23 protein-coding genes are annotated in these 24,242 nt (G+C 65.5%); 8 read left to right on the plus strand and 15 right to left on the minus strand.

Annotation, left to right across the window (positions count from 1 at the left end):
• Positions 1-62: 62 nt before the first annotated feature.
• The 5 genes from ACQR1B_RS22600 to ACQR1B_RS22620 all read left to right on the plus strand — a co-directional run bounded on the left by ACQR1B_RS22600 (position 63) and on the right by ACQR1B_RS22620 (position 3,933).
• Positions 63-1,019, plus strand: a complete 957-nt coding sequence (locus ACQR1B_RS22600; RefSeq protein WP_434833694.1) for a helix-turn-helix domain-containing protein — start codon at positions 63-65, stop codon at positions 1,017-1,019.
• Between the two features lie 47 nt (positions 1,020-1,066).
• Positions 1,067-1,228, plus strand: coding sequence for a hypothetical protein (locus ACQR1B_RS22605; RefSeq protein ID WP_434833693.1), 162 nt, complete (start codon positions 1,067-1,069; stop codon positions 1,226-1,228).
• Between the two features lie 46 nt (positions 1,229-1,274).
• Positions 1,275-1,634, plus strand: a complete 360-nt coding sequence (locus ACQR1B_RS22610) for a c-type cytochrome (protein ID WP_434833692.1) — start codon at positions 1,275-1,277, stop codon at positions 1,632-1,634.
• A 99-nt stretch (positions 1,635-1,733) separates the two neighbouring features.
• Complete coding sequence (locus ACQR1B_RS22615) at positions 1,734-3,158, plus strand: MFS transporter (protein ID WP_434833691.1); 1,425 nt, start codon at positions 1,734-1,736, stop codon at positions 3,156-3,158.
• 13 nt (positions 3,159-3,171) lie between these two features.
• Complete coding sequence (locus ACQR1B_RS22620; RefSeq protein WP_434833690.1) at positions 3,172-3,933, plus strand: sulfite exporter TauE/SafE family protein; 762 nt, start codon at positions 3,172-3,174, stop codon at positions 3,931-3,933.
• A 93-nt stretch (positions 3,934-4,026) separates the two neighbouring features.
• Here the strand turns inward: ACQR1B_RS22620 and clpA are convergent, their stop codons facing one another.
• Together clpA and clpS are read right to left on the minus strand one after the other, a co-directional pair.
• Positions 4,027-6,414 carry an ATP-dependent Clp protease ATP-binding subunit ClpA gene (clpA, locus tag ACQR1B_RS22625; protein WP_434833689.1) on the minus strand — a complete coding sequence of 796 codons (2,388 nt, stop codon included), beginning with the start codon at positions 6,412-6,414 and terminating at the stop codon, positions 4,027-4,029.
• Between the two features lie 370 nt (positions 6,415-6,784).
• A complete protein-coding gene (clpS, locus tag ACQR1B_RS22630) occupies positions 6,785-7,120 on the minus strand; it encodes an ATP-dependent Clp protease adapter ClpS (RefSeq protein ID WP_434833688.1) in 336 nt (111 codons plus the stop codon).
• A 453-nt stretch (positions 7,121-7,573) separates the two neighbouring features.
• Between clpS and ACQR1B_RS22635 the strand changes: the two genes are divergently transcribed.
• Positions 7,574-9,349, plus strand: a complete 1,776-nt coding sequence (locus ACQR1B_RS22635) for a pilus assembly protein TadG-related protein (protein ID WP_434833687.1) — start codon at positions 7,574-7,576, stop codon at positions 9,347-9,349.
• Between the two features lie 92 nt (positions 9,350-9,441).
• On the opposite strand, the gene ACQR1B_RS22640 is transcribed toward ACQR1B_RS22635, so the two are convergent.
• A complete protein-coding gene (locus tag ACQR1B_RS22640; protein ID WP_434833686.1) occupies positions 9,442-9,783 on the minus strand; it encodes a phasin family protein in 342 nt (113 codons plus the stop codon).
• Positions 9,784-10,212: 429 nt separating this feature from the next.
• Here ACQR1B_RS22640 and ACQR1B_RS22645 point away from each other — a divergent pair, with 429 nt between their 5' ends.
• Entirely contained in the window at positions 10,213-11,967 is a 1,755-nt protein-coding gene (locus ACQR1B_RS22645; protein WP_434833685.1) for a serine hydrolase, read from the plus strand.
• A gap of 240 nt (positions 11,968-12,207) precedes the next feature.
• Here ACQR1B_RS22645 and ACQR1B_RS22650 read toward each other — a convergent pair whose 3' ends face one another.
• The 4 genes from ACQR1B_RS22650 to ACQR1B_RS22665 all read right to left on the minus strand — a co-directional run bounded on the left by ACQR1B_RS22650 (position 12,208) and on the right by ACQR1B_RS22665 (position 16,213).
• A complete protein-coding gene (locus ACQR1B_RS22650; RefSeq protein WP_434833684.1) occupies positions 12,208-12,924 on the minus strand; it encodes a DnaJ domain-containing protein in 717 nt (238 codons plus the stop codon).
• 115 nt (positions 12,925-13,039) lie between these two features.
• Positions 13,040-13,792, minus strand: coding sequence for a VWA domain-containing protein (locus tag ACQR1B_RS22655; protein ID WP_434833683.1), 753 nt, complete (start codon positions 13,790-13,792; stop codon positions 13,040-13,042).
• Positions 13,793-13,921: 129 nt separating this feature from the next.
• Positions 13,922-14,809, minus strand: a complete 888-nt coding sequence (locus ACQR1B_RS22660; protein WP_434833682.1) for an alpha/beta fold hydrolase — start codon at positions 14,807-14,809, stop codon at positions 13,922-13,924.
• Between the two features lie 480 nt (positions 14,810-15,289).
• The gene (locus ACQR1B_RS22665) at positions 15,290-16,213 is read right to left on the minus strand and encodes a division plane positioning ATPase MipZ (RefSeq protein WP_434833681.1); all 924 of its coding nucleotides are present in this window, start codon (positions 16,211-16,213) and stop codon (positions 15,290-15,292) included.
• Positions 16,214-16,478: 265 nt separating this feature from the next.
• Between ACQR1B_RS22665 and panC the strand changes: the two genes are divergently transcribed.
• Positions 16,479-17,330 (plus strand): pantoate--beta-alanine ligase, encoded by an 852-nt coding sequence (gene panC, locus ACQR1B_RS22670; protein ID WP_434833680.1) that lies wholly within the window; start codon positions 16,479-16,481, stop codon positions 17,328-17,330.
• Between the two features lie 111 nt (positions 17,331-17,441).
• Here the strand turns inward: panC and ACQR1B_RS22675 are convergent, their stop codons facing one another.
• The 8 genes from ACQR1B_RS22675 to mgtE all read right to left on the minus strand — a co-directional run bounded on the left by ACQR1B_RS22675 (position 17,442) and on the right by mgtE (position 24,216).
• Entirely contained in the window at positions 17,442-17,882 is a 441-nt protein-coding gene (locus tag ACQR1B_RS22675) for a DUF1489 family protein (RefSeq protein WP_434833679.1), read from the minus strand.
• Between the two features lie 20 nt (positions 17,883-17,902).
• Positions 17,903-18,838, minus strand: coding sequence for a hypothetical protein (locus tag ACQR1B_RS22680; protein WP_434833835.1), 936 nt, complete (start codon positions 18,836-18,838; stop codon positions 17,903-17,905).
• 433 nt (positions 18,839-19,271) lie between these two features.
• The gene (locus tag ACQR1B_RS22685) at positions 19,272-19,463 is read right to left on the minus strand and encodes a hypothetical protein (RefSeq protein ID WP_434833678.1); all 192 of its coding nucleotides are present in this window, start codon (positions 19,461-19,463) and stop codon (positions 19,272-19,274) included.
• A 225-nt stretch (positions 19,464-19,688) separates the two neighbouring features.
• Positions 19,689-20,348, minus strand: coding sequence for a glutathione S-transferase family protein (locus ACQR1B_RS22690; protein ID WP_434833677.1), 660 nt, complete (start codon positions 20,346-20,348; stop codon positions 19,689-19,691).
• Between the two features lie 162 nt (positions 20,349-20,510).
• The gene (locus tag ACQR1B_RS22695; protein ID WP_434833676.1) at positions 20,511-21,404 is read right to left on the minus strand and encodes a hypothetical protein; all 894 of its coding nucleotides are present in this window, start codon (positions 21,402-21,404) and stop codon (positions 20,511-20,513) included.
• A gap of 124 nt (positions 21,405-21,528) precedes the next feature.
• Positions 21,529-22,347, minus strand: a complete 819-nt coding sequence (locus tag ACQR1B_RS22700) for an aldo/keto reductase (RefSeq protein ID WP_434833675.1) — start codon at positions 22,345-22,347, stop codon at positions 21,529-21,531.
• Between the two features lie 77 nt (positions 22,348-22,424).
• Complete coding sequence (locus tag ACQR1B_RS22705) at positions 22,425-22,715, minus strand: helix-turn-helix domain-containing protein (protein WP_434833674.1); 291 nt, start codon at positions 22,713-22,715, stop codon at positions 22,425-22,427.
• Positions 22,716-22,797: 82 nt separating this feature from the next.
• Complete coding sequence (mgtE, locus tag ACQR1B_RS22710; protein WP_434833673.1) at positions 22,798-24,216, minus strand: magnesium transporter; 1,419 nt, start codon at positions 24,214-24,216, stop codon at positions 22,798-22,800.
• Positions 24,217-24,242 lie beyond the last annotated feature (26 nt).

A 24,242-nucleotide genomic window follows, 5' to 3' on the forward strand; every position in this document is an offset into this window, starting at 1 on the left:
GGCCCGGAATTTGCTGCATTGCCGGATATCCAATCGCAAGAGGTGCAAAGGGAGACGGACCGATGCCGATCCTGTTCACCACGGATGGAAGCCCCGGGCATCGCCGGCTGGCGCTGTGGCAGGACATCGTCTGCGACGTCTATGTCGGGCTCGACTGCACGTCCGATCTCGGCAGCGCGTTTCGCGGTTCGCTCACGCATACCGCCCTGGGACGGGCCGTGTGCTCCGAGGTCGCTTCAGACCGGCAGCGGGTGCACCGGACGTCGCAGCGAATCGCCCGCGCCGATGCGGACTACGTGCTTGTTGCCATTGGGCGCGAGGGGATCGGCGGCGTGGTCCAGGATGGCCGTGACACGGTCATTCGCCCAGGTGAGTTCGCGATCTACGATACGACCCGTCCCTACGAGCTGCAGTTCGACGCGGCCTTCCGGCAAACCGTGTTCAAGCTGCCGCGTGAGATGCTGCGGCGCAGGATCGGCGCGACCGAAGCCGTGACGGCGATCACCTTCGGCGCCGACAGCCCGCTGCAGCCGCTCGCCCATGACTTCATCATCAAGCTCTGCGAGCAGGCCGATCAGATCGGCGCCGAACATGCCGACCGATTGTCGGACCAGGCCGCCGACCTGCTCGCCATGACCCTGGCCGAGCGGCTGCGCACGCAGCGTTTGCCCGCTTCCAGCCACCGCGCGGCGCTGCTCTATCGCATCAAGGCGCATGTGCGCATGCGCCTGTCCGATCCCGACCTGTCGCTGCCGGAGGTCGCACGCGCGCTCGGCCTCTCGCCGCGCTACGTCAACGACCTGTTCTCGGACGTAGAGACCTCATTCCAGCGCTACGTGCTGGCCGAACGGCTCAAGCAGTGCCGGCGTGACCTCGGCTCGCCGGCGCTGGCGCAACGTCAGATCAGCGAGATCGCCTTCTCGTGGGGCTTCAACGACCTCTCGCATTTCGGCCGGGTGTTCCGCGAGCAGTTCGGCCTGTCGCCACGCGAGTGGCGGCGCAGCGCCGTGAGGCGCTAAGCTCCCGGCCACGCGCCGGCCCGATGCGCTGGCGTGCGGATGATGCCATGCGCCGCTTTGCCTTCAAGGCCCTGTTCGCCCTGCTGACCTTCAAACGCGACGATGACGATCCGCCGCGCTGGGACCGCATCGTCCTGATCGCCTCGACGATCGTGACCATTGGCCTGGTCGCGCTTTACGCCTATGGGAAGGCGAGCGGCCGCTGGTAGGCCAAAACCGGTGAGAGAGTGTCCCTTGATGATGCGAGCAGGCCTTATGACGCGAGCGGGCCTTCGACTGGTACTTGGACTGGTCCCTGGGCTGGTGTTGCTGTGCGCCCTCGGCGCACCAAGCCATGCGCTGGACAGCGAGCAGAAGCGTGGAAAAGCGCTCTTGCAAAGGCTTTGCAGCAGATGCCATGCGATAGGTCTAACCGGCGCGAGCCGGCATCCCGATGCGCCACCGTTCCGGACCTTTGGTGACAGCAAACTCTACGACGACGACTTTTCCCAACGGCTGCAGACCGGCCTCTCGACCATCCACAAGGACATGCCGAGCTTTCGGTTCGATCGCGCCGAGGCGGAGGCCGCGGTCAATTATCTCAAGACGATTCAGGTCCACCCCCAACCCAAATGACGCGCCGGCGTCTCCGGCCGCCTGGGAACGCCGCTACCCGGGCGGGGTTGCCCGATCCGATCCATCGTCCGCGGCCCGTCTGCGGCCGGAGCCCGCACCATGACGTCGACGACCCCGGTTCTGCACGCCGACGGATTGCCGCTGCCGCAGCGGACCTGGGCGGTCGTGACGATCGCGCTCGGCATCATCATGGCGGTGGTCGACGGCGCCATCGCCAATGTGGCGCTGCCGACGATCGCCCGCGATCTCAATGCCAGCCCCGCCTTTTCGATCTGGATCGTCAACGGCTACCAGCTCGCGGTCACGATCTCGCTGCTGCCGCTGGCCTCGCTCGGCGAGATCATCGGCTACCGCCGGGTCTATCTCGCCGGCCTCGTGCTGTTCACGGCCGCCTCCGCGTTCTGTGCGCTCGCCGACAGCCTGCCGCTGCTGACGCTCGCGCGCATCCTGCAAGGCTTCGGTGCTGCAGGGATCCTCAGCGTCAATTCGGCGCTGGTGCGCTTCACCTATCCGCAGGCCCTGCTCGGCCGCGGCATCGGCATCAATGCGATGGTGGTCGCGGTTTCGGCCGCAGTCGGCCCGACCATCGCGGCCGGCATTCTCGCCTTCGGCAGCTGGCCCTGGCTGTTTGCGATCAACGTGCCGCTCGGCATCGTCACCTTCGCGTTCGGCTTCCGCTTCCTGCCGCACACGCCACGCGCGCCGCACATGTTCGACTGGCAGAGCGCCGCGCTCAGCGCGGTGACGTTCGGCTTTCTCATCGCCGCGGTCGACAGCCTCGGCCATGGCGAGGCGCTGGTGACCTGCGCCATCGAGTTCGCCGTCGCCGTCGTGGCGGGCCTCTGGCTGGTCTGGCGCCAGACCCACATGACGTCGCCGCTGCTGCCGCTCGACCTCTTGCGCATCCCGGTGTTCGCGCTGTCGATCGCGACCTCGATCTCATCGTTCTGCGGCCAGATGCTCGCCTTCGTCGCAATCCCGTTCTATCTCGAAAGCCATTTCGGCTACTCGCCGGTGCAGATGGGCCTGCTGATCACGCCATGGCCGATCGCGGTCGGCCTGACCGCGCCGCTTGCCGGCCGGCTGGTGGAGCGCGTGCCCGCCGGTCTGCTCGGCGGCATTGGCCTCGTGATCTTCGCCTGTGGACTATGCGCGCTCGGCCTGCTGCCGCGCGAGCCGGCAGCGTGGGACGTCGTCTGGCGCATGGCGCTGGCGGGCTGCGGCTTCGGCCTGTTCCAGACGCCGAACAACCGCACCATGATCGCGGCTGCCCCGCGCGAGCGCGCCGGCGGCGCCAGCGGCATGCTCGGCACCGCGCGCCTGCTCGGCCAGACCACCGGCGCGGCGCTGGTCGCGATGTTCCTTGCCCTCGACCCGGCCGACGGCACGCGGCTGTCGCTGCTGACCGGCGTCGGCTTCGCGCTGGCCGGTGCGTTCCTGAGCATGCTGCGGCTGTCGCCGGCCGGCTCGCGCGGCGCCGAGCGCGTGCAGATCCACGACGGCCAGCGGCTCAAGGGCGAATAAACGGACGGGTCACATGATCGACTGGACGATGCTCGCTTTGCTCACGCTCGCCGCCTTCGGCTCCGGCATCGTCAACGCGCTCGCCGGCGGCGGCGCGTTCCTGACCTTCCCGACCTTGCTCGCGGCCGGCATCCCCGCCATCGACGCCAACGCCTCCAGCACGGTGGCGCTGTGCCCAGGCCAGTTCGTCAGCGCCTTCGCGTCGCGCGACATCTTGAACGATGCGAAGGCGCCGTGGCGTGGCGACCTCGTGCGGCTGTCGATCATCAGCCTGATCGGCGGCACGCTCGGCGCGGTGCTGCTGCTGGTGACGCCGTCGGCGGCATTCAGCCGGCTGGTGCCGTGGCTGCTGCTGTTCGCAACCGCCGTGTTCGCCTTCGGCATGCGCTTCACGCCGAAGGACGGCGCGCGCTGGTTCGGGCCGCTGACGATCCAGACCGTGCAGTTCGTGATCGCGATCTATGGCGGCTATTTCGGCGGCGGCATCGGTATCCTGATGCTGGCCGCGTTGGTGTTCTATGGCATGCGCGACATCCGCGTCATGAACGGATTGAAGATCTGGCTGGCAGCGCTGATGAACATCATGGCTTCGATCATCTTCGCGTTCTCGGGCCGTGTGCATTGGCTGGAGACCTTGACGATGATGTGCACGGGAATGCTCGGCGGCTTCGTCGGCGCGCGACTCGGCCAGGTGATCCCGCCGGCCCATGTGCGCCGCTTCGTCATCGCAGTCGGCTGCGGGCTGACGGTGTACTTCTTCATCAAGCCAGCGTGAGTTCGGCAATCGCCCTGGCCGGAAATCGCCCTGCCCAAAACAGAAAGGCCGGCGCGAGGCCGGCCTTTCGTACGCATGGCGATCGTCGAGGCCTCAGGCCTTGACCAGCGGCCCTTTCGAGGCCGGGCCCTTCGAGCCGCCGCCGGATTTCGGCTTGCGCTTGCGCGCGGCCGGCACTTCCGACTTCGGCGTGACCGGGCCCTCGACGAACTCGAAGCCGATCTTCTCGTCAACGCCGGACTCGTCCTTGACGAGCACGACACGAACGTGGCCGCCGCCCTTCAGCTTGCCGAACAGCACCTCGTCGGCCAGCGGCTTCTTGATGTGCTCCTGGATCACGCGGCCCATCGGACGCGCGCCCATCTGCTCGTCATAGCCGTGCTGGATCAGCCAGGCCTTGGCCGGCTCCGACAGCTCGATCGTGACGTCGCGATCGGCGAGCTGAGCCTCGAGCTGCAGCACGAACTTCTCGACCACCATTCCGATCACCTCGACGTTGAGGTGGGCGAACGACACGATGGAGTCGAGCCGGTTGCGGAATTCCGGCGCAAACTGGCGGTTGATCGCCTCGTGGTCGTCGCCTTCCCGCTTCGAGCGATGGAAGCCGAACGCCTGCTTGGCCATGTCGGCGGCGCCGGCATTCGTGGTCATGATCAGGATCACGTTGCGGAAGTTGACCTGCTTGCCGTTGTGGTCGGTGAGCCGGCCGTGGTCCATGATCTGCAACAGCACGTTGTACAGATCCGGATGCGCCTTCTCGATCTCGTCCAGCAGCACCACGCAATGCGGATGCTGGTCGACGCCATCGGTCAGCAGGCCACCCTGGTCGAAGCCGACATAGCCGGGAGGCGCGCCGATCAGGCGCGACACGGTGTGCCGCTCCATGTACTCCGACATGTCGAAGCGCAGCAGCTCGACGCCGAGGGTCGACGCCAGTTGCTTGGCGACCTCGGTCTTGCCGACGCCGGTCGGACCCGAGAACAGGTAGCAGCCGATCGGCTTCTCCGGCTCGCGCAGGCCGGCCCGGGCCAGCTTGATCGAGGCCGACAGCGAATCGATCGCCTTGTCCTGGCCGAACACGACGCGCTTCAGGGTCTGCTCGAGATGCTTGAGCACCTCGGCGTCGTCCTTCGACACGCTCTTCGGCGGAATCCGCGCCATCGTGGCGATCGTGGTCTCGATCTCCTTGATGCCGATCGTCTTCTTGCGCTTGTTCTCGGCCAGCAGCATCTGCGCCGCGCCGGATTCGTCGATCACGTCGATCGCCTTGTCGGGAAGCTTACGGTCGTGAATGTAGCGCGACGACAACTGAACCGCGGCCTCGATGGCCTCGTTGGTATATTTCAGGCGGTGATAATCCTCGAAATACGGCTTGAGGCCCTTCAGGATCGCGATCGCATCCTCGACCGACGGCTCGTTGACGTCGATCTTCTGGAACCGGCGCACCAAAGCGCGGTCCTTCTCGAAATGCTGACGATATTCCTTGTAGGTCGTCGAGCCCATGCAGCGGATGGAACCGGATGCCAGCGCCGGCTTGAGCAGGTTGGACGCATCCATCGCCCCGCCCGACGTCGCCCCGGCACCGATCACGGTGTGGATCTCGTCGATGAACAGGATCGCGTTTGGATGCGCTTCGAGCTCCTTGAGGACCTGCTTCAGCCGCTCCTCGAAGTCGCCGCGATAGCGCGTGCCCGCGAGCAAGGTGCCCATGTCGAGCGAGAACACGGTCGCAGCCGACAGCACCTCGGGAACCTCGCTGTCGACGATGCGCTTGGCGAGGCCCTCCGCGATCGCGGTCTTGCCGACGCCAGCCTCGCCGACGAACAGCGGGTTGTTCTTCTGGCGGCGGCACAACACCTGGATGGCGCGGTTGATCTCGGAGTTACGGCCGATCACCGGATCGATCTTGCCGTCCCGCGCTTTCTTGTTGAGATTGACGCAATAGGTTTCCAGTGCCTCGCCCTTTTTCTTGGAGTCCTCACTGCCCTTGGTCTCGGTCTCTTCATCGACGCCACGCACCGGCCGCGCTTCGGACACGCCGGGCCGCTTGGCAATGCCGTGGCTGATGTAGTTGACGGCGTCGTAGCGCGTCATGTCCTGCTCCTGCAGGAAATACGCAGCGTGGCTCTCGCGCTCGGCGAAGATCGCGATCAGCACGTTGGCGCCGGTCACCTCTTCACGGCCCGATGACTGAACGTGGATGACGGCGCGCTGGATCACCCGCTGGAAGCCGGCGGTCGGCTTGGCGTCGTCGCTGCCGTCCGTGACCAGATTTTCGAATTCGGTCTCGAGATAATTCACAAGACTGCCGCGCAGCTTGTCGAGATCGACGCTGCATGCGCGCATCACGGCTGCTGCATCGGAGTCATCGATCAAGGACAGCAGGAGATGTTCCAGTGTCGCGTATTGATGATGACGCTCGTTGGCAATCGCCAGCGCACGATGCAGGGATTGTTCAAGGCTTTGAGAAAAAGTCGGCATGCGCGTCCTCTGTGGCCCCCTGCCATCATGATCGCCGCCGCCCGGTCAGGCAACAACAACCTTCGTTAAATATAGTTATAACCGAGTGCGACAAAAGACCGGCCGAGTGCCTCGATTACGCGGTTCACCGGATCGTCAATGCAAGACCCGTTCCGATCACGGCAAACCCGCCTGCGACAGCCGAACGTCACGGAACGCCCCGACCGCAGGACATTCAGGCGCCTCGGCCGTATTTCTCCGGGCGACGGCCCGCCATTATTGCCGGCCGGCAATCCGCCGCGATTTCCGCCCGTAATTTCCGCGCATGATGATCTGCGACGGGACTGCGGCGAGCCTGTGCCCTGCCGGATCCAGCCGCGCGGCAACGGCGCTATTTCTTCTCCATCACACACTGCAGCGGGTGCTGGTGCTTGCGGGCGAAATCCATCACCTGCGTCACCTTGGTCTCGGCAATCTCATAGGTGAAAACCCCGCACTCCCCGATGCCGTGATGGTGCACGTGGAGCATGATCTTGGTCGCGGCCTCGACGTCCTTGTTGAAGAACTTTTCCAGGACGTGAACGACGAACTCCATCGGCGTGTAATCGTCGTTCAGGATCAGGACCCGATAGAGGTTGGGACGCTTGGTCTTCGGCTTGACCTTGGTGATCACGGACGTGACCGGACCGCCGGTGCCACCGGACTTGTTGTCGTTGCTATTGCTCATCCTAGGCGCGGATCGGTTCAATCTGGAAGTTGGTTGCGACATCTTGCACGCGTTAGATATTGCGGCGAGGCTCCCAATAAAGGGTTTCCCGCACTGTCCCCACCGGGCCGCTTCCGCCACCCGGTCCTGCGTTCCAGATCGCCTGTCCCAGCCGACCGGTCCGGTCGGACCGACCCCACGAATATGGGTCGGCGGCCGGTTTGCCGCAAGCACGTCCCCGACCGGGGTCCGACGCTCCGGCAGGACCGATTCCCTGCCCCGGCGATGAAGCAGGAGGTTAATCAAACCAGCCGCATTTTACAAAGCCCATTCGCAGCGCATTAACGGGAAACACGCGCTGTTGCGAATGCGGTGCCATGCTGCGGTATTTGCTGTGTTTTTTGAGGTTTCGATTCACCTGCCCTTGACGAACTCGGCCCGAGATGGCCGCAGCAATCATCATTGGTGAGCGACATGACCGCCGAGACCTTCGCCCGCTTCTGCCGCCGGACCGTGCGACGCTTCGCCCGCGACCGCCGGGGCAACATTGCCGTGACCTTTGCCATCGCGCTCCTGCCGATTCTGGCCTTCGTCGGGGCCGGCATCGACTATAGCCGGGCCAACGCGGCGAGATCGTCGATGCAGGCCGCCCTGGACTCGACCGCGCTGATGCTGTCGCGCGATCTCGCCCAGGGAACGATCACCGCAGCGGACATCGGAACGAAGGCATCCAACTATTTCAAGGCGCTCTACACCAGCACGGATACGAGCAGCGTCGCGGTGACCGCGAACTATACCGCATCGACGACCTCCTCGGCCTCCAACATCCAGCTCACCGCCACCGGGCAGATCGTCACGCAATTCATGAAGCTCGCCGGTTTCCCGACGATGGACTTCAACGCCAAGGCGACGACGACCTGGGGTGACGTCAAGATGCGCGTCGCGCTGGCGCTCGACAACACCGGCTCGATGTCCTCCAGCGGCAAGATGACCGCGCTGCAGAATGCCGTGGCCGGCAGCGGCGGGCTGATCGACCAGCTCAGCGCCCTCGCCAAGACCCCCGGCGACGTCTACATCTCCGTGGTTCCCTTCGCCAAGGTCGTCAATGTCGGCGCCAGCAACTACGCCCAGGACTGGCTCGACTGGACCGACTGGCAGAACCCGCCCACGATCCAGCCCAACAACGGCTCCTATCAGGCCGCAATCCCGAACGGCAGCTTCACCCAGGCACAATGGGACATGGTGGGACCGGGATCCACCTGCCCATTCAAGTCCGGCAACGGCTTCCCCTACTTCTCCTGCACCAGCGGCCCGACGACGGCAAGCGCGAGCGCGACGAGGATTCCATCGAGCGGGAGCTACAATGGATACATCTGCCCGGGCTACGATTCCGCGTCGCACAGCTACTACAATGGCTGCTGGAACAGCGTGCAGACCAGCACGCGGGTGAACTGGTGCACCGGCAGCTCCTGCAGTTGCCCGACCAGCGGCAGCAATATTCCGAACAGCACGTGCAGCTGCACGGGATCCGGCTCCAGCACCGTCTGCAAGGTCAATACCTTCACGCATACCTGGATCGCCAACACCAAGAGCACGTGGACCGGCTGCGTCGTGGACCGTACCCAGCCCAATGACGCCAACGGCGTCTCCCCCGCGACCTCCGACGTGACGACGCTGTTCCCGGCCAACCAGCACATGGAGAACAACGTCCAGTACTGCAGCAGCAGTGCCTCGACCAAGCTCGCGCAGATCGTACCGCTCAGCTACAATTGGAGTTCGCTGAAGACGGCCGTCAACGCCATGCAGCCGACCGGCGGCACCAACCAGGCGATCGGCCTCGCCTGGGCGGTGCAGTCACTGATCCCGAACGGCGTACTGGGCGCGCCGGTCGAGGATGCCAGCACCACCTACAACCGCGTCATCATCCTGCTGTCGGACGGCCTCAACACCGAGGACCGCTGGCCGGAATATGGCAACGGCTCGTCACAGGCCTCGGGCAATCCGATCGATGCGCGCCAGGCCCTGCTCTGCTCGACCCTGAAGAACACCAAGGATTCGAAGGGCAACTCGATGTATACGATCTACACGATCCAGGTGAACACCAGCACGCCTGCCGATGCAACGTCGACCGTGCTGAAGAACTGCGCCAGCAGTCCCGACAAGTTCTACATGCTGACGAGCTCGAGCCAGATCGTGACCACCTTCAACTCGATCGGCACCGCGCTGTCCAAGCTGCGTGTGGCGAAATAGCAGCGACGAGGCCGCGGCCGCCTGCGGCGTTCAACCAACCAAAAAAGCCCGGCGCAAGCCGGGCTTCTGCTTTTATCGCACGATGGCAGCGATCAATGCGCGGCCGGCGGGGTGAACTTGGCAGCGAAACCTTCGAGCGGCTTGAATGCCTGCTTGGCGAGGTCCGAATACAGGCCCGCAATCTTCTGCGAATCGGCGACGAACGTCTCGTAGGCCGACTTGGCGTATTCGGTCTGAACTTCGAGCGCCTTGTCGAGCGACTTCACACCCTGCAGCTTCTCGACGAACGACTTGGTGTCCTCGAACGACTTCTTGGTGTAGTCGCCATAGGCGGTGGCGATCGCCTGGAGGCCGTGCTGAACCGTGGTCGCGGAGTTCACGACGGTCTCGAACTGCTCTTTGCCGTAGTTCTGAAAGTCTTCAACCTTAAACACGTGGCATTCCTTTCCCTGATTTTGAGCGCCCTCAGGGAGGCCCCCGGCTCCCTGACGCCTCACTAACATAGTGCAACGCACAAAAAAATCAAGAATCTTGTGCAATGCACCATCGCGGGCATTGGCGCTGGATTCGGTCCAGAACGCCTCAAGTCGGACCACAATGACGGAAATCCACACCCTCGGCGCAAGGTTTCTTTAATCTTTTGGCAACTCGACCGTCCTAACCTCCCCTGTGGTCCCGGCCAGCGTCGGCCGAACCGTAAAGCTGTTCTAAAACAGCGTCTTAACAAAACCTCAGTTCGAGGCCTTCGATGCGGGATCGCGTCAAGGCGCGATCGGGAGGTCCGACAGGCAAGATCAGGGGACGTTTTGGCACAATTTCGCCTTACCGGCCGGTGATCACGTCAGAAATTGGACGGGGATTTCATGCTTCGCAAAAACCTGGCTTCCTCGCGCCTGCTGCGGGTTGGCGTATACGGTCTGCTCACCCTCACGGTGGCGGCAGTGGTCACGGTCGACAGCGCAGAAGCGCGCCGGCGTCATCGACAGCATCACGCGCGTCACTCCCCCCACAATGACGAGGGCAGCTACAGCCCGGCATTCGCCTCGATCGTCGTCGACGGCAATTCGGGCGCGACCCTGACCGCGACCAACCCGGACGCTTTGCGACACCCCGCCTCGCTCACCAAGATCATGACGCTGTATCTGCTGTTCGAGCGCCTGGACTCCGGCAAGATGAAGCTCGACACCGAGATGCCGGTGTCCGAGCACGCCTCCGAGCAGTCGCCGACCAAGCTCGGCCTGCGTCCCGGTCAGAGCATCCGCGTCGAGGATGCGATCAAGGGCCTCGTCACGCGATCGGCCAACGACGCCGCGGTGGTGATTGCAGAGGCGATCGGCGGCGACGAGGACGAGTTCGCCAAGATGATGACGCGCAAGGCGCGTTCGCTCGGCATGAGCCGCACCACCTATGTGAACGCCTCCGGACTTCCGGCCGACGCGCAGATCACCACGGCGCGCGACCAGTCGATTCTGGGCCGCGCGATCCAGGACCGCTTCCCGCGTTACTATCGCTACTTCTCGACCGTGGTCTTCAATTACCGCGGCCAGTCGATCCGAAACCACAATCACCTGCTGGGCAATGTCGAGGGCATCGACGGCATCAAGACCGGCTACACCCGCGCCTCCGGCTTCAACATCGTGACCTCGCTCCGCCGCGGCAACCGCCATCTGGTCGGCGTCGTCCTCGGCGGTCGCAGCGGCGGCTCGCGCGACGCGATCATGCGCAACCTCCTGGCTGAGAATCTCGACAAGGGTGCCACCCGACGCACCGTGGCGGCGATCGGCGAGCGCGGCGGATCCGACGGCGGCGACGGTGCCGACCAGAGCCCGGTCCAGCTCGCCTCGGCCGCGCCCGAGCAGGTCCCGGCGCCCAGCCGCGCCGCCAAGATCATGTCGACCCTCTCGGAAGCGACCGCGGCGCTGCCGCCGGCGGCGCCGAAGGAGACCAAGATCGAGCAGCCCGCGCCGATGACCTCCGGCGTGATTCAGAGCCCGCCGATGGCCCTCGTTCCCGGCTCGACCGAGCCGATGAAGCCGGTCAAGGTCAGGACGGTCCAGGTCAAGGCCGGCGCCGTCAAGCTCGCCACCGCCGCACCGCAGCCAGTGGCCCCGGCTCCCGCCCCGTTCGCGCAGCGCGTCGAGGCGATCGAGCCGGCGCCGCCGATCGCCCGCGCCGAGGCCGCTCGGCCCGACATGCCGCCGCAGCCGCCGGGCCACGGCACCGGCAACGGCATTCTCGGCGTGCTGCCGGCCTCCAGCCTGCCGCCCGCGTCGTCGCAGGCGATGGCCTACGCCGCGCAACCGTCGCCGCCGGCGACCCAGCTGGCTTCGGCGAGCCCCGCTCCGGAAGCATCGGCCCGCCCGGCCGTGACGCACAGCGGCTGGATCATCCAGGTCGGCGCGCTGGACAGCGAGACCGAGGCGCAGAAGCGCATCGAGGCGGCGCGCAGTTCGGCGCAGGGACTCCTGAGCAAGGCCGATCCCTTCACCGAGACCGTCTCGAAGGGCGACAAGACTCTGATCCGCGCCCGCTTCGCCGGCCTCGATCGTGATCAGGCCGAGGCAGTCTGCAAGAAGCTGAAGCGCGCCGACATCTCCTGCATGACCGTGCGCAACTAACCAACTCCGGCAACGATCCTCGTCCGATGCGGCCCGCGCGACACAGCGCGGGCCTTTTCGTTTTTGGTTCACGCGATCAATTGCGGCGCGCGCGGGTGCAAACCACTCGTCAAGGATTTGCCGCTAGAACTCTTTCACCATGACGAACGATCGTGCCTGACCAAGGCGAGTGCCGCAGGCATTGATGAAGCTGCCGTCGAAAGCAGGTTCGGTCGTGTGGCGTTGGTGGCGTTGCCGGAGTTAGCCGTGATGCGTACGAAGCAGAGTATCCTTGGCCTCGTTCACCCGGGCGGCGAGATACGTCGACCCCCCTTGGTCGGGATGCAGTTTCTTCATGAGCGCACGGTGGGCACGGCCGATCTCGTCTCGCCCCGCGCCCGGCTGCAGGCCAAGGATCTGATAGGCCTCCTCCTGCGTCATTTTGGTGCTCGACGCCGCGCGGCGCTGCCCCCCTGCCGCATCGCGCTCCGCGTGCTGACGCCAAGCGGGAAACCGGCGGTCCAGATACGTTTCAAGTAGCGACAGGCTGTCGACGTCGAGGCTCGGCGCCATCGCCACGAGTTGCGGCAGGTCGAATTCGTCCAGCGACCGGCCGGCATGGACCCCCGCCACGAAGCGGCCCTGGAGCTGACCGCTGTCGTGGTCGAGCCTCATCTCGATGACCGGCGAGCGCACCTGCGAGGTCTGCCCCGACGTGCGCTGCCCGCCGAGCCCGAACATGGTGCCGAACGAGCCGAGCCCACCCGGCGACCAGCCGAGCAGCCCCGCCCCGAACAGGCCGATCGGGATCGCCACCACCAGCTCGCCGCGAAGGCCCGTGAACGCTGCAACGGCAAGGCAGCCGATGCCGCCGGCAAACTTGATCGCGCGCGCGAGCGCCGCCGGGTTCGCGTTGCGGAACATCTGCAGCAGCAGATAGAGGGTGATGACGGCAACGGCGCCAGCGATCAGGGTCATGCGCCCAATATAGGGCGGGCCGGATCAAAAAGCATGATCGGCGGCACGTGCAACGGGTGGCGTCAACAGCCGGCGCGTCGGCCTGTGCGCGCCCGACGATCGATGACGCGGCTGCTCACCCCATCTGCCCGATCAGCCGTGCGGCACCGGCCTCGGAGCCCGCAAGCCGGAGCAGCGCGGCGCGCCCGCCCGCAGCATAGGCCGCGGCCGCCCGCAAGAGCGCGCGAAGCTGCGTGGCTGCGCCTGGATCGAAGCGGCACCAGGCGCCTCCGGACAGCCGGGCCATCTCGCGAAATGCCTGCTCGGCGCCCGGCTCGTTGCCCTCCTGGAACAGGAACAATGGCACTTTCAACAGCCCGAGCTCACCGGCCTTGGCGCAGAGCTCGTCGACATTCTCCTCCATCGCGTCACCCACGAACACGACGGCGCGAATGTGCGCCGATGTCGCGTGGCGGCGGGCCTCGGCAAGCACCTTGCTGATCTGGGTCTTGCCGCCGCGGCAATCGATCTTGCCCATCAGCCGTGCGAGCTCCGCGCTGTCGGAGATCCAGCCCGTGGCGCGGCACTCGTCGAATCCGCGATAGTAGACCAGCCGGATGTCGAGACTGCCGAGGGCTGCGGCCTCGCGGAACATGTCGGCCTGCAGGGCGCAGGCCATGTCCCAGGTCGGCTGCCGGCTCAAGGTCGCATCGAGGGCAAAGACGAGACGACCTCTGGTGCCCTGCGCCGCCGGGGCCGTGGCCTTGGCATGCGCGACGAAGGCGGCGATCGCGTCGGCCGTGGACCTTTCCGGGGCCAGCGGCCGCGGATCGCGCGCGCCATCGTCAGTGATTGCACCAGAACGGAGCTTGGAAGGACCATCGACCATAACGCACACCTGTTCGGATGAGCGTCATGTGGGCAGGCCCGACACGAGCTTCAATGACTTGCGCGCCGCCGGTGGATCCGCCTCGCAATTCCGCCGCAGCCAACGATCAGGCGTTCTTGCTCTGCAGACCTAGTGCGTCAGCGCCTTGCCAGACGCCGTGGTCTTGCCGACCGGCGCGTAGGGCGCGACCGGACCCGGATCGAGCAGCGGCGCCTTGGTCTTGACCGGCCCGATGTCGCTGGTGGTGTCGCTGTCGGCGAGGAACTTGTCGAGCATGGCCTGGATCGACGATTTGGCGTCATCCGGTCCGGTATCGCGCATGTCGTTGTGCTGGAAGTCGGTGTTGACCACGGTGATGCCGGTCTTCTCGCAGATCTCGTCATCCGGGATGACGCCCGGATCGGTCTTGAACTGCGGATCCTTGGAGCGGAACGACAGGATCTTGAACTTGCCGTCGGTCACGAACGGGACGCGCAGATTGTCCAGCGTGACGACCTTCCTGACGTCGTCGGGATACTGCTTGGCGAAATACATCGAGATGTCACCGCCCATCGAATGGCCGACCATCGTCAGATGGTCGTAGTCCGCATTCGGCTGCACTTGGCGCATCTGCTCGACGGCGAACCTGATGTTGGCGACACCGCGCTGGATCTGCGGCAGGCGGCCGACATAGGGCTCGCCGACCTTGGTCACCATCGGCGCGTCGGTCGGAAGGTCGTGCTGGATGCTGACCGCCAGGTAGCCGCGCGCAGCAAACACGTTGGCGACGAACGAGTACTCGGTGAACTTGACGGTGTTGCCGTGATTGAGGATCGCGACCGGAAGCTTGATCATGCCGGCTTCGGCCTGCATTTCCTTGTCGCGGCGAACGGCCACGGCGACCTCCACGAGACGGTTGTCGCGGGACGCATCATAGAACCTGACGGTCTCGTGGCGGATCGCCCACTTGCTCGCAGTGAAGTAGCCGACGGCCGCCAGAACGCTGACAGACACAAGTACGGTTATTCCACGCTTCATGTTCGTCCCTCGAGGGCTACAATCGCCGGTAGTTGGAAACCTGTAAGACTCTCGTGACCTGTTGTGTTTAATATATGTAACGGCGGTGTGACTGGAAGGCTAAATGTTGTGTATCCAGCGCCCGTTCGTTGTGCGGCGCACCTAGTTGCTGTGCAACATGGACTCGGATTCACCCCCACTCCATGAGAGCTGAACCCTGAACGTCCGGTTCAAATCAGTCGCGAATTTGACGGCAATCTAGCGAAAACTGTGACTCCGGCCTTGACCTGGAACAAGTCCAGGCAAAAACGCGGCCGGACAACGGCCGGGCACATCACAAGGCGCCGTCGGCCAATTTGTTAGCGAAGGCGCCGGAACGTATTCAAGGCGCACAATGTCTCAGTGACGCTTCGCTCGGGCCACCTCGCCTGCCAGGACGGGCGTCATCCGGCCGGGTCGACAAGGCGTCGAAGCAGGCCGTCCGAACCGGTTGGTGATTGCTCAGGCGCTGATGATGTCGTGCAGGTCGAGCGGCTTGTCGACCTGGGCGAACCATTCCGCACGGTTGGCGGCGCGGCGGCGACCGCGCTCGTCCAGCGGCAGCTTGAGTTGGCGCAGCAGGCTCGTGACCTCCTCCCGGGCCGTAACATGGCCGAGATTGGGCCGGGTGCCCAGGGTCGCCTCGTCGATGTCGTCGAGCGCGGTCAGTCCGCGCGGGAAGAATTCGCGATAGACGACGCGCTCGGCAAAGCCGTCGACGGCGCGGAAGCCGAGCCGCAACGAGAGGTCCTTCAGACCGTCGGCCACCAACTGCTTGTTGCGCGAGCCGAGCATGGACAAACGATTGCGGACTACGATCCAGTCAGTCATGGCGCCGTCCACCTGGCGGCGCTTGCGCCTGACGTCGCGCACCATCTCGGCGTAATGGCTTTCGCCGGTCACCGCGTAGGTCGCCGGATCGACCGTGCCCAGCACGTCGAAGTCCAGGAAGCTGTCGTTGATCGGGGTCACCAGCGTATCTGCCATCGAGTGCGCCAGACGCATCAAATAGCTGTCGTTGCCGGGCGTATCGATGACGATGAAATCGAACGACCGCTCCACTGCGCTCACCGCCTCCATGAACTGCTGGAACTCGGCGTTCTCGTTCTCGTCGATCTGCAGCGTCTGGCCGAGCTTGATGCAGTAGTGGGTCGGCAGCTCGAGGCGCAGGCCGGTGCGGCGCGCCCAGGCGCTGCGGTTGCTGATGTAGTGGGTGAAGCTCTGCTGGCGGCAGTCGAGATCGATGGTGGCGACGCGCTGGCCCGCCTTCAGTAGAGCAACGGCGACGTGCAGGGCGGTGGTCGACTTGCCCGACCCGCCCTTCTCGTTTCCAAGCACAACCACGTGGGCCGAGCCCGATTGTCCTTGGCTAGTCTGCACCAGCATGTTTTCGACCCCTTACGATCATCTTCGAGTCACGGTCGTCCGCGGTCAAGTGAAATGCATCATCATCGTGAATCCACGGGGGATGCATCCTCCGCTACTACTTGATGCGCGCGCACGTTTACCAACTCTGCAGTCGATCCGAAGACGTGCTAACAGACGTATTCGAGTAGGCCGAGCGGCTCGTCGCGTCCTTGTTAAAGGTGGTCGCCCGAGCGTCAAGGCCGAACAGAGAAACCGCGATTTTTCGCCGTGAGACCGAGCAAAAATGTCACGAAGCCTGCGTATCGCTCGTACCGTTTCCGTCCTCCGCCGCGAGCTCGATGCCTTGCGCGCGAGAAAAGCCAGCGTCGCGCTCGTGCCGACCATGGGCGCGCTGCACGAAGGCCACATCTCGCTCGTCCGGCTGGCGAAGCGCCGCGCCGACAAGGTTGTCGTCTCGATCTTCGTCAACCCGACTCAGTTCGCGCCGACGGAAGATTTCGGCTCTTACCCGCGTACCTGGAAGGAGGATGTTGCGAAGCTCGCGGCCGAGCGCGTCGATCTGATCTGGCATCCCGATGCGAAGGCGATGTATCCGGACGGCTTCGCGACGCGGATCGTTCCCGCAGGCGCCGCGTTGGCGGGACTCGAGGATCGCTTCCGCCCCCACTTCTTCGGCGGCGTGGCGACCGTGGTCGCCAAGCTGTTCACGCAATGCCGGCCCGACGTCGCGATCTTCGGCGAGAAGGACTATCAGCAGCTCCGTGTGGTGGCACAGATGGCGCGCGACCTCGATCTCGGCGTCCGCATCGTCGGATCCCGTACGGTGCGCGAACGCGACGGGCTCGCGATGTCCTCGCGCAATGTCTATCTCAGTGCGGACGAGCGGCGCGTCGCGCCGACTCTCCAGCGTGTCCTGAAGGAACTCGCAAGACGCCTGCGGGCCGGCGACGACATGCAGGCCGCGATCGGTGACGGCGCCGCCGAGATCACCGATGCCGGCTTCGCGCTGGATTATCTCGAAGTGCGCCACGCCGAAACGCTGGCGCCCCTCGCCCCGGACGAGCCCGGACCGAAGCGCATCCTGGTCGCCGCCAAGCTCGGAACCACGCGCCTGATCGACAATGTCGCGGGGTAAGCGCTGCGACAAGCTCGACGGAACCGTTCAGCCGCTGCTCGCTTGCGAAACACGAGGCCACCGCCCCGACGGATCGGCTCCCGCGAGCCGGCAGACGTCGATGACGCCGAACTACAGCAGCCCGAGATCGCGCAGTTCGCGGCGCAGCGGCTCGGGCATCGCTTCGACGCCCGCGGCGGTGCCCTTGCCGAAATCGGCCGGGGCGTCCTCGGCGGTCAGATAGCGCCAGCCCTGGAACGGGCGCATCGGCCGCGGCAACACGGCGATCACCTTCGGCTGCATGATGATGCGGCACCGTCCGATGCCTTCGCCGTCACGGAACGGCTCGAGCCCGACGATCTTCTCGCGCGCGGCGATCTCGCCGCGAATCACCCAGTACAGCGAACCGCCGGCGAGGATGTCCTCGACCCGCTTCGGCATCATCCGCGTGACGTGGACGTGCTGCTGCGGCAGGCCCTTCTTTTTGGCCGCGAGCATCCGCTCGCCGATCCAGTCCTTGAGCTCTTTGACCGACTCGCAGCCCACGGCCAGCTTGATCAGATGCAGAGGCATGATGGCGTTTCGACCGCGACCTACTCGTTGCCGGCGGGCTCTGCCGCCTCGGGCGCCGCTTGCGGCGCCGGCGGCGCGGCAGCCGGTGGCTTCGGCTTCGGCGCGGCGGCCTTCTTGGCCGCCGGCGGCGCCTGCGCATGGCTGGCAGCAACGGTCGGCGGCGCGGCCGGCGCGAGCTGGGTCGGCGGCTTCGGAGCCGCCGCCCCGGGGGCCACAGAGCGCGTCGAGGCCGTCGGCTCGGGGTTCATGATGCTGACCGGCGGGGTGTTGGCCGAACTGGGGAATTCCGCAGTGGTCGGCTTGCCGGTCGGCGCCGACGGCGTGAGGCCCGCAAACGTTCCGACCACGGGCTGTCCCGGCTGAGCTGGCGGCGCGTTCCATTGCGAGGCATAGCGCGTCACCAGCCCCTCATAGGTGCGCCCTTCCATGTTGTTGACGAGCTGCTGGCGATCGCCCACGGCGCGGAACATCACGCAATCGGTCGGCGTGCAGCGGTCGCGGGTCAGCAGCACATAGGCCATCAATCCGTAACGATCGCGCTCCACGGCACGGCGCAGCGCCAGCAATTCGGCCGTCATCACCTTGTTGGCGCTGGCAACGTCGCCCACTTGCGACAACCGGCTCAGCATCGTTGCAGCATAGCTCACCGCCGCCGCGGTCATCTCCGGCGATCCGAACAGGCCTTTTTCGCAATTCGAGAGCACGAGATCGCCGGCCAGATCATCGACGCAGGCCAGAGCGGGTGGCGACGAGCCGATCGACGCGGTCACAGCGGGATCACCGCCTGCGGCCCGCTGCGAGGGATCCTGGCTGCGCATCATGGAGGCGACCGCGATCCCGACGGCGAGTAAGGTGATCACCGTGAGGGCACCATTGGCGACAGACTTCTCCGCCCTGAGGAGGGTGATCAGGACGATCAGCGCAAAGAAACCCGCCGCCGCGACGGTGAGCCACATCGGGAACGCCGGTGAGTTCAAGAGCTGGTCGAGCGACGCGGGCCAGGTCGAATTCAGAGTCGAACTCAAGGTCGAATTCATGCGCGCTGATTCCTGACGCGGGCCAACGCAAACGGCCCCGATGGCGTCCCGACATAAGACGCCCGTGAAACGATCATCAAATTCAAACGATCACCCAAATCCGCAACGGCCCCACCCCATGACAATACGACGATTCCATGCGCCCTGCGGGCACAGGATGGCGTGGAACGACCCGCTATCCCCAGAGGGATCGCGCAAGCATTCGTACCCCGGTCGGGCAACCGCTCTCTGCCCCGCGACGACCGCCGCCAATTCTCCTCCGGTCAATCCCTTCTCATTCGACCGGCGGCGTCCGCCGACGCTGCAAGCCTCCCGAAGACCGGATGTCCCCGCCGCCCGCGCCGCCGACATCCTAAGACAAGGCCAATTGGCTCTCTCTTGCAACCCGCTCAAAGGCTTCCGTCGAGCTTTTGATCCGGTACTGGCAGTCGTCCCCCTCCGTCGGAAGCTGGCGGATGATCTCATAAGTGCCGGTGGCCGCCGGACGCGAGACGTTGCTCGCGGTGAAATAGACCGTCGTCCCAATGGGAAACTTGTGTTTCAACGCCCTCTCCTGCTCGCATGCCGGCAAGAGCCCCTGGTCCCGCTGCTCGGGCCGGCGTGTCTTTATAAATAACACGCCTATAGCACGCCGCCGGCTGTTCTGACCAGCGGACTCATGCCCTCCCAAACGCGAGATTGCGAGATTCTTCAACGGGATGGAGCCGCGACCGGTACTCCTGGACTAACAGGCCACGCCAGCCGCGACATCGCGGCCGGGCCCGACCACTCAGACCTTCTCGACCCGGTCGATGATCCAGCGTTCCGCAAGCCCCTCCTTCACCCAGGCGGCGAACGCCGGCATCGCCATCACCGCCTCCATGTAGGCCTTGGTCTCGGCCGTAACGGGAACCGCGAAGCTGTGGAACCGCGTGACCACGGGCGCGAACATCGCGTCCGCGCCGCTGAAGCGCCCGAACAGGAACGGACCGCCGGCGCCGTAGCGCGCCCGGCAATCGCGCCAGATGTCCTCGATCCGGGCGACGTTGGCCTTGGCGTCGGCGGACAGCTCCACCGGCCTGATCTCGCGATGCAGGTTCATCGGGCACTCGTTGCGCAGCGCCTGGAAGCCGGAATGCATCTCGGCGGAGACGGATCGCGCCTGGGCCCGTGCCGCCGGATCGCTCGGCCACAGACCGGCTTCCGGAAAGCGCTCGGCGAGATACTCGATGATCGCCAGCGAATCCCACACCGTCACGGCGCCATCGATCAGGATCGGCACCTTGCCGGCGGGAGAATGGCTGAGGATGCGCGCCTTGTCGGCGGGATCATCGGTGTAGAGCGGGATCACGATCTCCTCGAAGGCGATGTCGCAGCCGCGTAGCGCGAGCCACGGCCGCATCGACCAGGAGGAATAGTTCTTGTTGCCGATCACCAGCTTCAGGGTCATGTGGCCGTATCTCCGTGTTCGTGCCGCCCCGCCCGCGTGCCGTCGGCCTGGAGCAGCCTTGCTGCCGGCAACGCATACAGGATGACCGGCGGCAGCGTCGACAGGGATGTCCTCGACCTTGCGATGCTGCCACCGCCGTGCCGGCGCTGAAGGCGAGCGCAATCAGCGGCTGAAATCCTGCGGCGTGAACGACATCTCGATCACCTTCCACTCATCGTATCGATCGGGCGGCAGCATCGTATAGGGCTGACAGGCGTTCAGCGCTTCGACCGCGCCCTCCTTCAGCTGCGCCGCCTTCAGCGGTGCGATCACCTCTCTCACTTCCGGCTCCGATGCCAGCCTGCCGTCTGGCGTCATCGCAAAGCGCAACCTGACCAGGACGCGATCGGCGGGCGACAACGATGTCGACAGACGCGCGCAGCTTCGGACCCGCTGACGGAGCGCCGCCTCCAGATTGGCGGCGAGATTCGTCGTCGCCATGGCTCCGGTGTCCTGGCCGTCCTCCGGGCCGTTTGCCGGCGGCAAGGGCGACAGCGGCGCGGGCAGACCAAGCATGACGCCGTATTTGACAGTAATGTCCGGCTCGGGCTGCACATAGCTCGGCGTAGGTACCGGCACGGGCGGTGTCACCGGCCTGGCAGCCGACTTCGTCTCTGCCTTGGCCTCTGCCTTGGACTCCGACTTGGTCGCCGATTTCGCTGCGGATTTCGCCGATGGCAATGGAGACGGTGAAGCTGGCGGAGGCGTCGGAGGCTGCTTGGCTTCGGGGACCGGCGGCTGCGATGGCTCCGGGACGGGCGGCGCGGCGGCCGCCGCCGTGGCGCTCGGGGCCGGCTGCGGCAACGTCAGTTCGGGCGTCGGGGACGGCGAAGGGGTCACGACGGGCTCGGGCGCTTTCTTTGGCTCGTCAGCGTCGACGATGTCGACCGCCATTTCGTCCGTCCTTGCAATCTCGTAGGGACGCACCGAGGTCGAGACCACGACGCTGCCCACGATCAAGAAATGCGCGAGCACGGATGCGGCGACGCCCCAACCTATGAACTGCCAACGTTCCATGCTGCTTCGTTTGCGCCGCTTGCGACCTGACGCAGGGAACGCGCCATCGCGGCGATCATCGCCGGGGTCGAATGCGGGTCACCTGCCCGCTCACACCCCTAGCATAACGGCGCGGGCGCCGCTCTCAATCCCATTTCGGCGCGAAGGCGAAGTTGGTCATCCGCCCTTCGGGGCTGCCCATGGCGAAGATGTCGGCCATGTCCTGCTCAGACAGCTCGAAATCGAAGATGTCCAGATTTTCGGACAGCCGTTCGATCTTCGAGGTCCGCGGGATCGCCACCGAGTTCTGCTGCACCAGCCAGCGCAGGCAGATCTGCGCCGGGCTCCTGCCGTGGGCACGGCCGATCCGCGTCAAGGTCGGATCGTTCTTGATCTTGCCCTTGGCGATCGGGCTGTAGGCCACCATTGCGATGCCGTGGCGCGTACAGGCCTCGCGGACCTTGGTCTGGTCGAGATAAGGATGATACTCGACCTGGTCGCACACCAGCGGTTCCGGCGAGAGGGCCACCGCCTCGTCGAGCAGGGCGACCGTGAAATTGGACACGCCGATGTGGCGCGCCATTCCCAGCGTCTTGACATGCGCCAGGGCGCCGAGCGTCTCGACCAGCGGCACATGCGAATTCGGCCAGTGCAGCAGCAGCAGATCGACCTCGGAGACGCGCAGGCGAACCAGGCTGTCCTTGACCGAGCGTTCGAGATCATGGGGTGCAAAATGCGTCGTCCACACCTTGGTGGTCAGGAACACCTCGTTGCGCCTGACGCGCGAGGCGCGCAGGCCCTCGCCGACCTCCTGCTCGTTCTCATAGACCTGGGCGGTGTCGATATGCCGGTAGCCGAGCGTGAGCGCCTGTTCGACGATCCGCGCGCAGGTGCGTCCGCGCAATTCCCAGGTACCGAGACCCAGGGCGGGAATCCTGGCACCGTTGGCCTCGATCATCAGCATGGCCGTGCACTCCAGTCCGCGTGCAACATTATGTAGCCACACGCAGGCCGTTGCCAACGCACGGCCGGTTTTTTAGCTTAAGTCTTAGCTAAGGCGGCAAATACCGTATCGGGCGCGTGCGCGATCACGGTCAGCAGCGCGCGCGCCGGGCCGCGCGGCATGCGTTTGCCCTGCTCCCAGTTGCGAATGGTCTCGACCGGCACGCCGAGCTTGGCGGCGAACTCCTGCTGCGTCAGTTGCACCCGCCGCCTGAGGTCGCGGACCTCGAGCGGAGCGACCGGCGCAGCGGCCGACGGCGCCAGCGGAAATTCGCCGCCATCGCGCAATTCCACGATTCGTCCGTCTGCCTTCAGCCGCAAGCGTTGCATGGTCCGACTCCGTCTCGGTGCAACAGTGTCGCCGAGCCGCGTTAAGGCCGGATTAACGATATAAGTCGTTGTGAGCCTGAAGTTATTTCAGGCCGAACCACAGCGTCGCGATGCCCAGGAAGGAGAAGAAGCCGACCACGTCGGTCACCGTGGTGACGAAGGTGCCCGAGGCGACCGCCGGGTCGGCCCGGACGCGCTCCAGCACCATCGGGATCAGGATGCCGCCGAGCGCGCCGGCCACGAGGTTCGAGATCATCGCCAGCCCGATCACGATGCCGAGGCCTGGGGTCTTGAACCAGGCGACCGCGGCGATGCCGGTGATCAGCGCGAACGCCAGCCCGTTGACGAGGCCCACCAGCGCCTCGCGCATGACGACGCGCATCGCATTGTTCGGCCCGAGTTCGCGCGTCGCCAGCGCGCGCACGGCGACCGTCATGGTCTGGGTCGCGGCATTGCCGCCCTGGCTGGCCACGATCGGCGCGAGCACCGCGAGCGCGACCATCTGCTGGAGCTGGTCTTCGAACAGGCCGAGCACCGAGGACGCCAGGAACGCCGTGGCGAGATTGATCAGCAGCCAGTTGAAGCGGCTCTTGGCAATGGTCCAGACCCGGTCGGACAGCTCCTCGTCGCCCGAGACGCCGCCGAGCGCCTTGAGATCCTCGTCCGCCTCCTCCTCGATGACGTCGACGACGTCGTCGATGGTGATGACGCCGGCCAGCCGGTTCTCGGCATCGACGACCGGCGCCGCCACCAGATTGTACTTGCCGAACAGCCGCGCCACTTCGGCGAGATCGTCGGTGACCCTGACGCGGCGGCGATCTTCGTCGATCAGCTCGGCCAGCGGCACCGGACGGCGGGCGCGCAGCAGCGCATCGAGCGCGACCGCGCCCTGCCAATGCCTCAAATCGTCGACCGCATAGATCTCGTAGAAGCGCTCGGGAAGGTCGGGCGTCTCGCGCATGTAGTCGATCGCCTCGCCGACCGTCCAGGCCAGCGGGACCGCGATGAACTCGCTCTGCATGCGCCGGCCGGCCGAGCCCTCGGGATAGTCGAGGCTGCGCGCGAGCACGTCGCGCTCCGACGGCGGCAGCCGCTCGAGGATCTCCTCCTTGTCCTCTTCGTCGAGGCTCTCCAGCAGCTCGACGGCGTCGTCGGATTCGAGCTCGCGAACGCCTTCGGCGACCGTGGCCGGCTCCAGCTCTTCGAGAATCTCCTCGCGGACCGCGTCATCGACCTCGTTCAGGGCCGAGAAGTCGAAATCGGTGCCGGTGAGCTCGACCAGGCGGACGCGACGCTCCGGCGTCAGCGCCGCGATCAGGTCACCGAGATCCGCCTCGTGCAGTTCCGCGATCTGGGCGCGCAGGAACGCTTCGTCCTCGGCGGCGATGGCGGCGGTAATCGCGGCAATGAAATCAGGGTGAAGTGCGCCGGAGTCGGTGCGCATCACCGCGCGATCAGCTAGAGTAGCGTCGACGGGGGCAACGTCCAACGTCTCGTTCATGACGTGCCTCACGAGCTCTTCAGACG

The organism is Bradyrhizobium oligotrophicum (assembly GCF_051168495.1).
Classification (GTDB): domain Bacteria; phylum Pseudomonadota; class Alphaproteobacteria; order Rhizobiales; family Xanthobacteraceae; genus Bradyrhizobium; species Bradyrhizobium oligotrophicum_A.

Excerpts from the sequence above, each read along its gene's own strand:
- ACQR1B_RS22705 (WP_434833674.1), bottom strand. The coding sequence starts at position 22,715 with ATGCAACGCTTGCGGCTGAAGGCAGACGGACGAATCGTGGAATTGCGC.
- ACQR1B_RS22645 (WP_434833685.1), top strand. The coding sequence starts at position 10,213 with ATGCTTCGCAAAAACCTGGCTTCCTCGCGCCTGCTGCGGGTTGGCGTA.
- ACQR1B_RS22620 (WP_434833690.1), top strand. The coding sequence starts at position 3,172 with ATGATCGACTGGACGATGCTCGCTTTGCTCACGCTCGCCGCCTTCGGC.
- ACQR1B_RS22610 (WP_434833692.1), top strand. The coding sequence starts at position 1,275 with ATGACGCGAGCGGGCCTTCGACTGGTACTTGGACTGGTCCCTGGGCTG.
- ACQR1B_RS22615 (WP_434833691.1), top strand. The coding sequence starts at position 1,734 with ATGACGTCGACGACCCCGGTTCTGCACGCCGACGGATTGCCGCTGCCG.
- ACQR1B_RS22635 (WP_434833687.1), top strand. The coding sequence starts at position 7,574 with ATGACCGCCGAGACCTTCGCCCGCTTCTGCCGCCGGACCGTGCGACGC.
- ACQR1B_RS22655 (WP_434833683.1), bottom strand. The coding sequence starts at position 13,792 with ATGGTCGATGGTCCTTCCAAGCTCCGTTCTGGTGCAATCACTGACGAT.
- mgtE (WP_434833673.1), bottom strand. The coding sequence starts at position 24,216 with ATGAACGAGACGTTGGACGTTGCCCCCGTCGACGCTACTCTAGCTGAT.
- ACQR1B_RS22695 (WP_434833676.1), bottom strand. The coding sequence starts at position 21,404 with ATGGAACGTTGGCAGTTCATAGGTTGGGGCGTCGCCGCATCCGTGCTC.
- ACQR1B_RS22660 (WP_434833682.1), bottom strand. The coding sequence starts at position 14,809 with ATGAAGCGTGGAATAACCGTACTTGTGTCTGTCAGCGTTCTGGCGGCC.
- ACQR1B_RS22680 (WP_434833835.1), bottom strand. The coding sequence starts at position 18,838 with ATGTGGCTCACCGTCGCGGCGGCGGGTTTCTTTGCGCTGATCGTCCTG.
- ACQR1B_RS22690 (WP_434833677.1), bottom strand. The coding sequence starts at position 20,348 with ATGACCCTGAAGCTGGTGATCGGCAACAAGAACTATTCCTCCTGGTCG.
- clpA (WP_434833689.1), bottom strand. The coding sequence starts at position 6,414 with ATGCCGACTTTTTCTCAAAGCCTTGAACAATCCCTGCATCGTGCGCTG.
- ACQR1B_RS22650 (WP_434833684.1), bottom strand. The coding sequence starts at position 12,924 with ATGACCCTGATCGCTGGCGCCGTTGCCGTCATCACCCTCTATCTGCTG.
- ACQR1B_RS22675 (WP_434833679.1), bottom strand. The coding sequence starts at position 17,882 with ATGCCTCTGCATCTGATCAAGCTGGCCGTGGGCTGCGAGTCGGTCAAA.
- clpS (WP_434833688.1), bottom strand. The coding sequence starts at position 7,120 with ATGAGCAATAGCAACGACAACAAGTCCGGTGGCACCGGCGGTCCGGTC.
- ACQR1B_RS22665 (WP_434833681.1), bottom strand. The coding sequence starts at position 16,213 with ATGCTGGTGCAGACTAGCCAAGGACAATCGGGCTCGGCCCACGTGGTT.
- ACQR1B_RS22700 (WP_434833675.1), bottom strand. The coding sequence starts at position 22,347 with ATGCTGATGATCGAGGCCAACGGTGCCAGGATTCCCGCCCTGGGTCTC.
- panC (WP_434833680.1), top strand. The coding sequence starts at position 16,479 with ATGTCACGAAGCCTGCGTATCGCTCGTACCGTTTCCGTCCTCCGCCGC.
- ACQR1B_RS22600 (WP_434833694.1), top strand. The coding sequence starts at position 63 with ATGCCGATCCTGTTCACCACGGATGGAAGCCCCGGGCATCGCCGGCTG.
- ACQR1B_RS22605 (WP_434833693.1), top strand. The coding sequence starts at position 1,067 with ATGCGCCGCTTTGCCTTCAAGGCCCTGTTCGCCCTGCTGACCTTCAAA.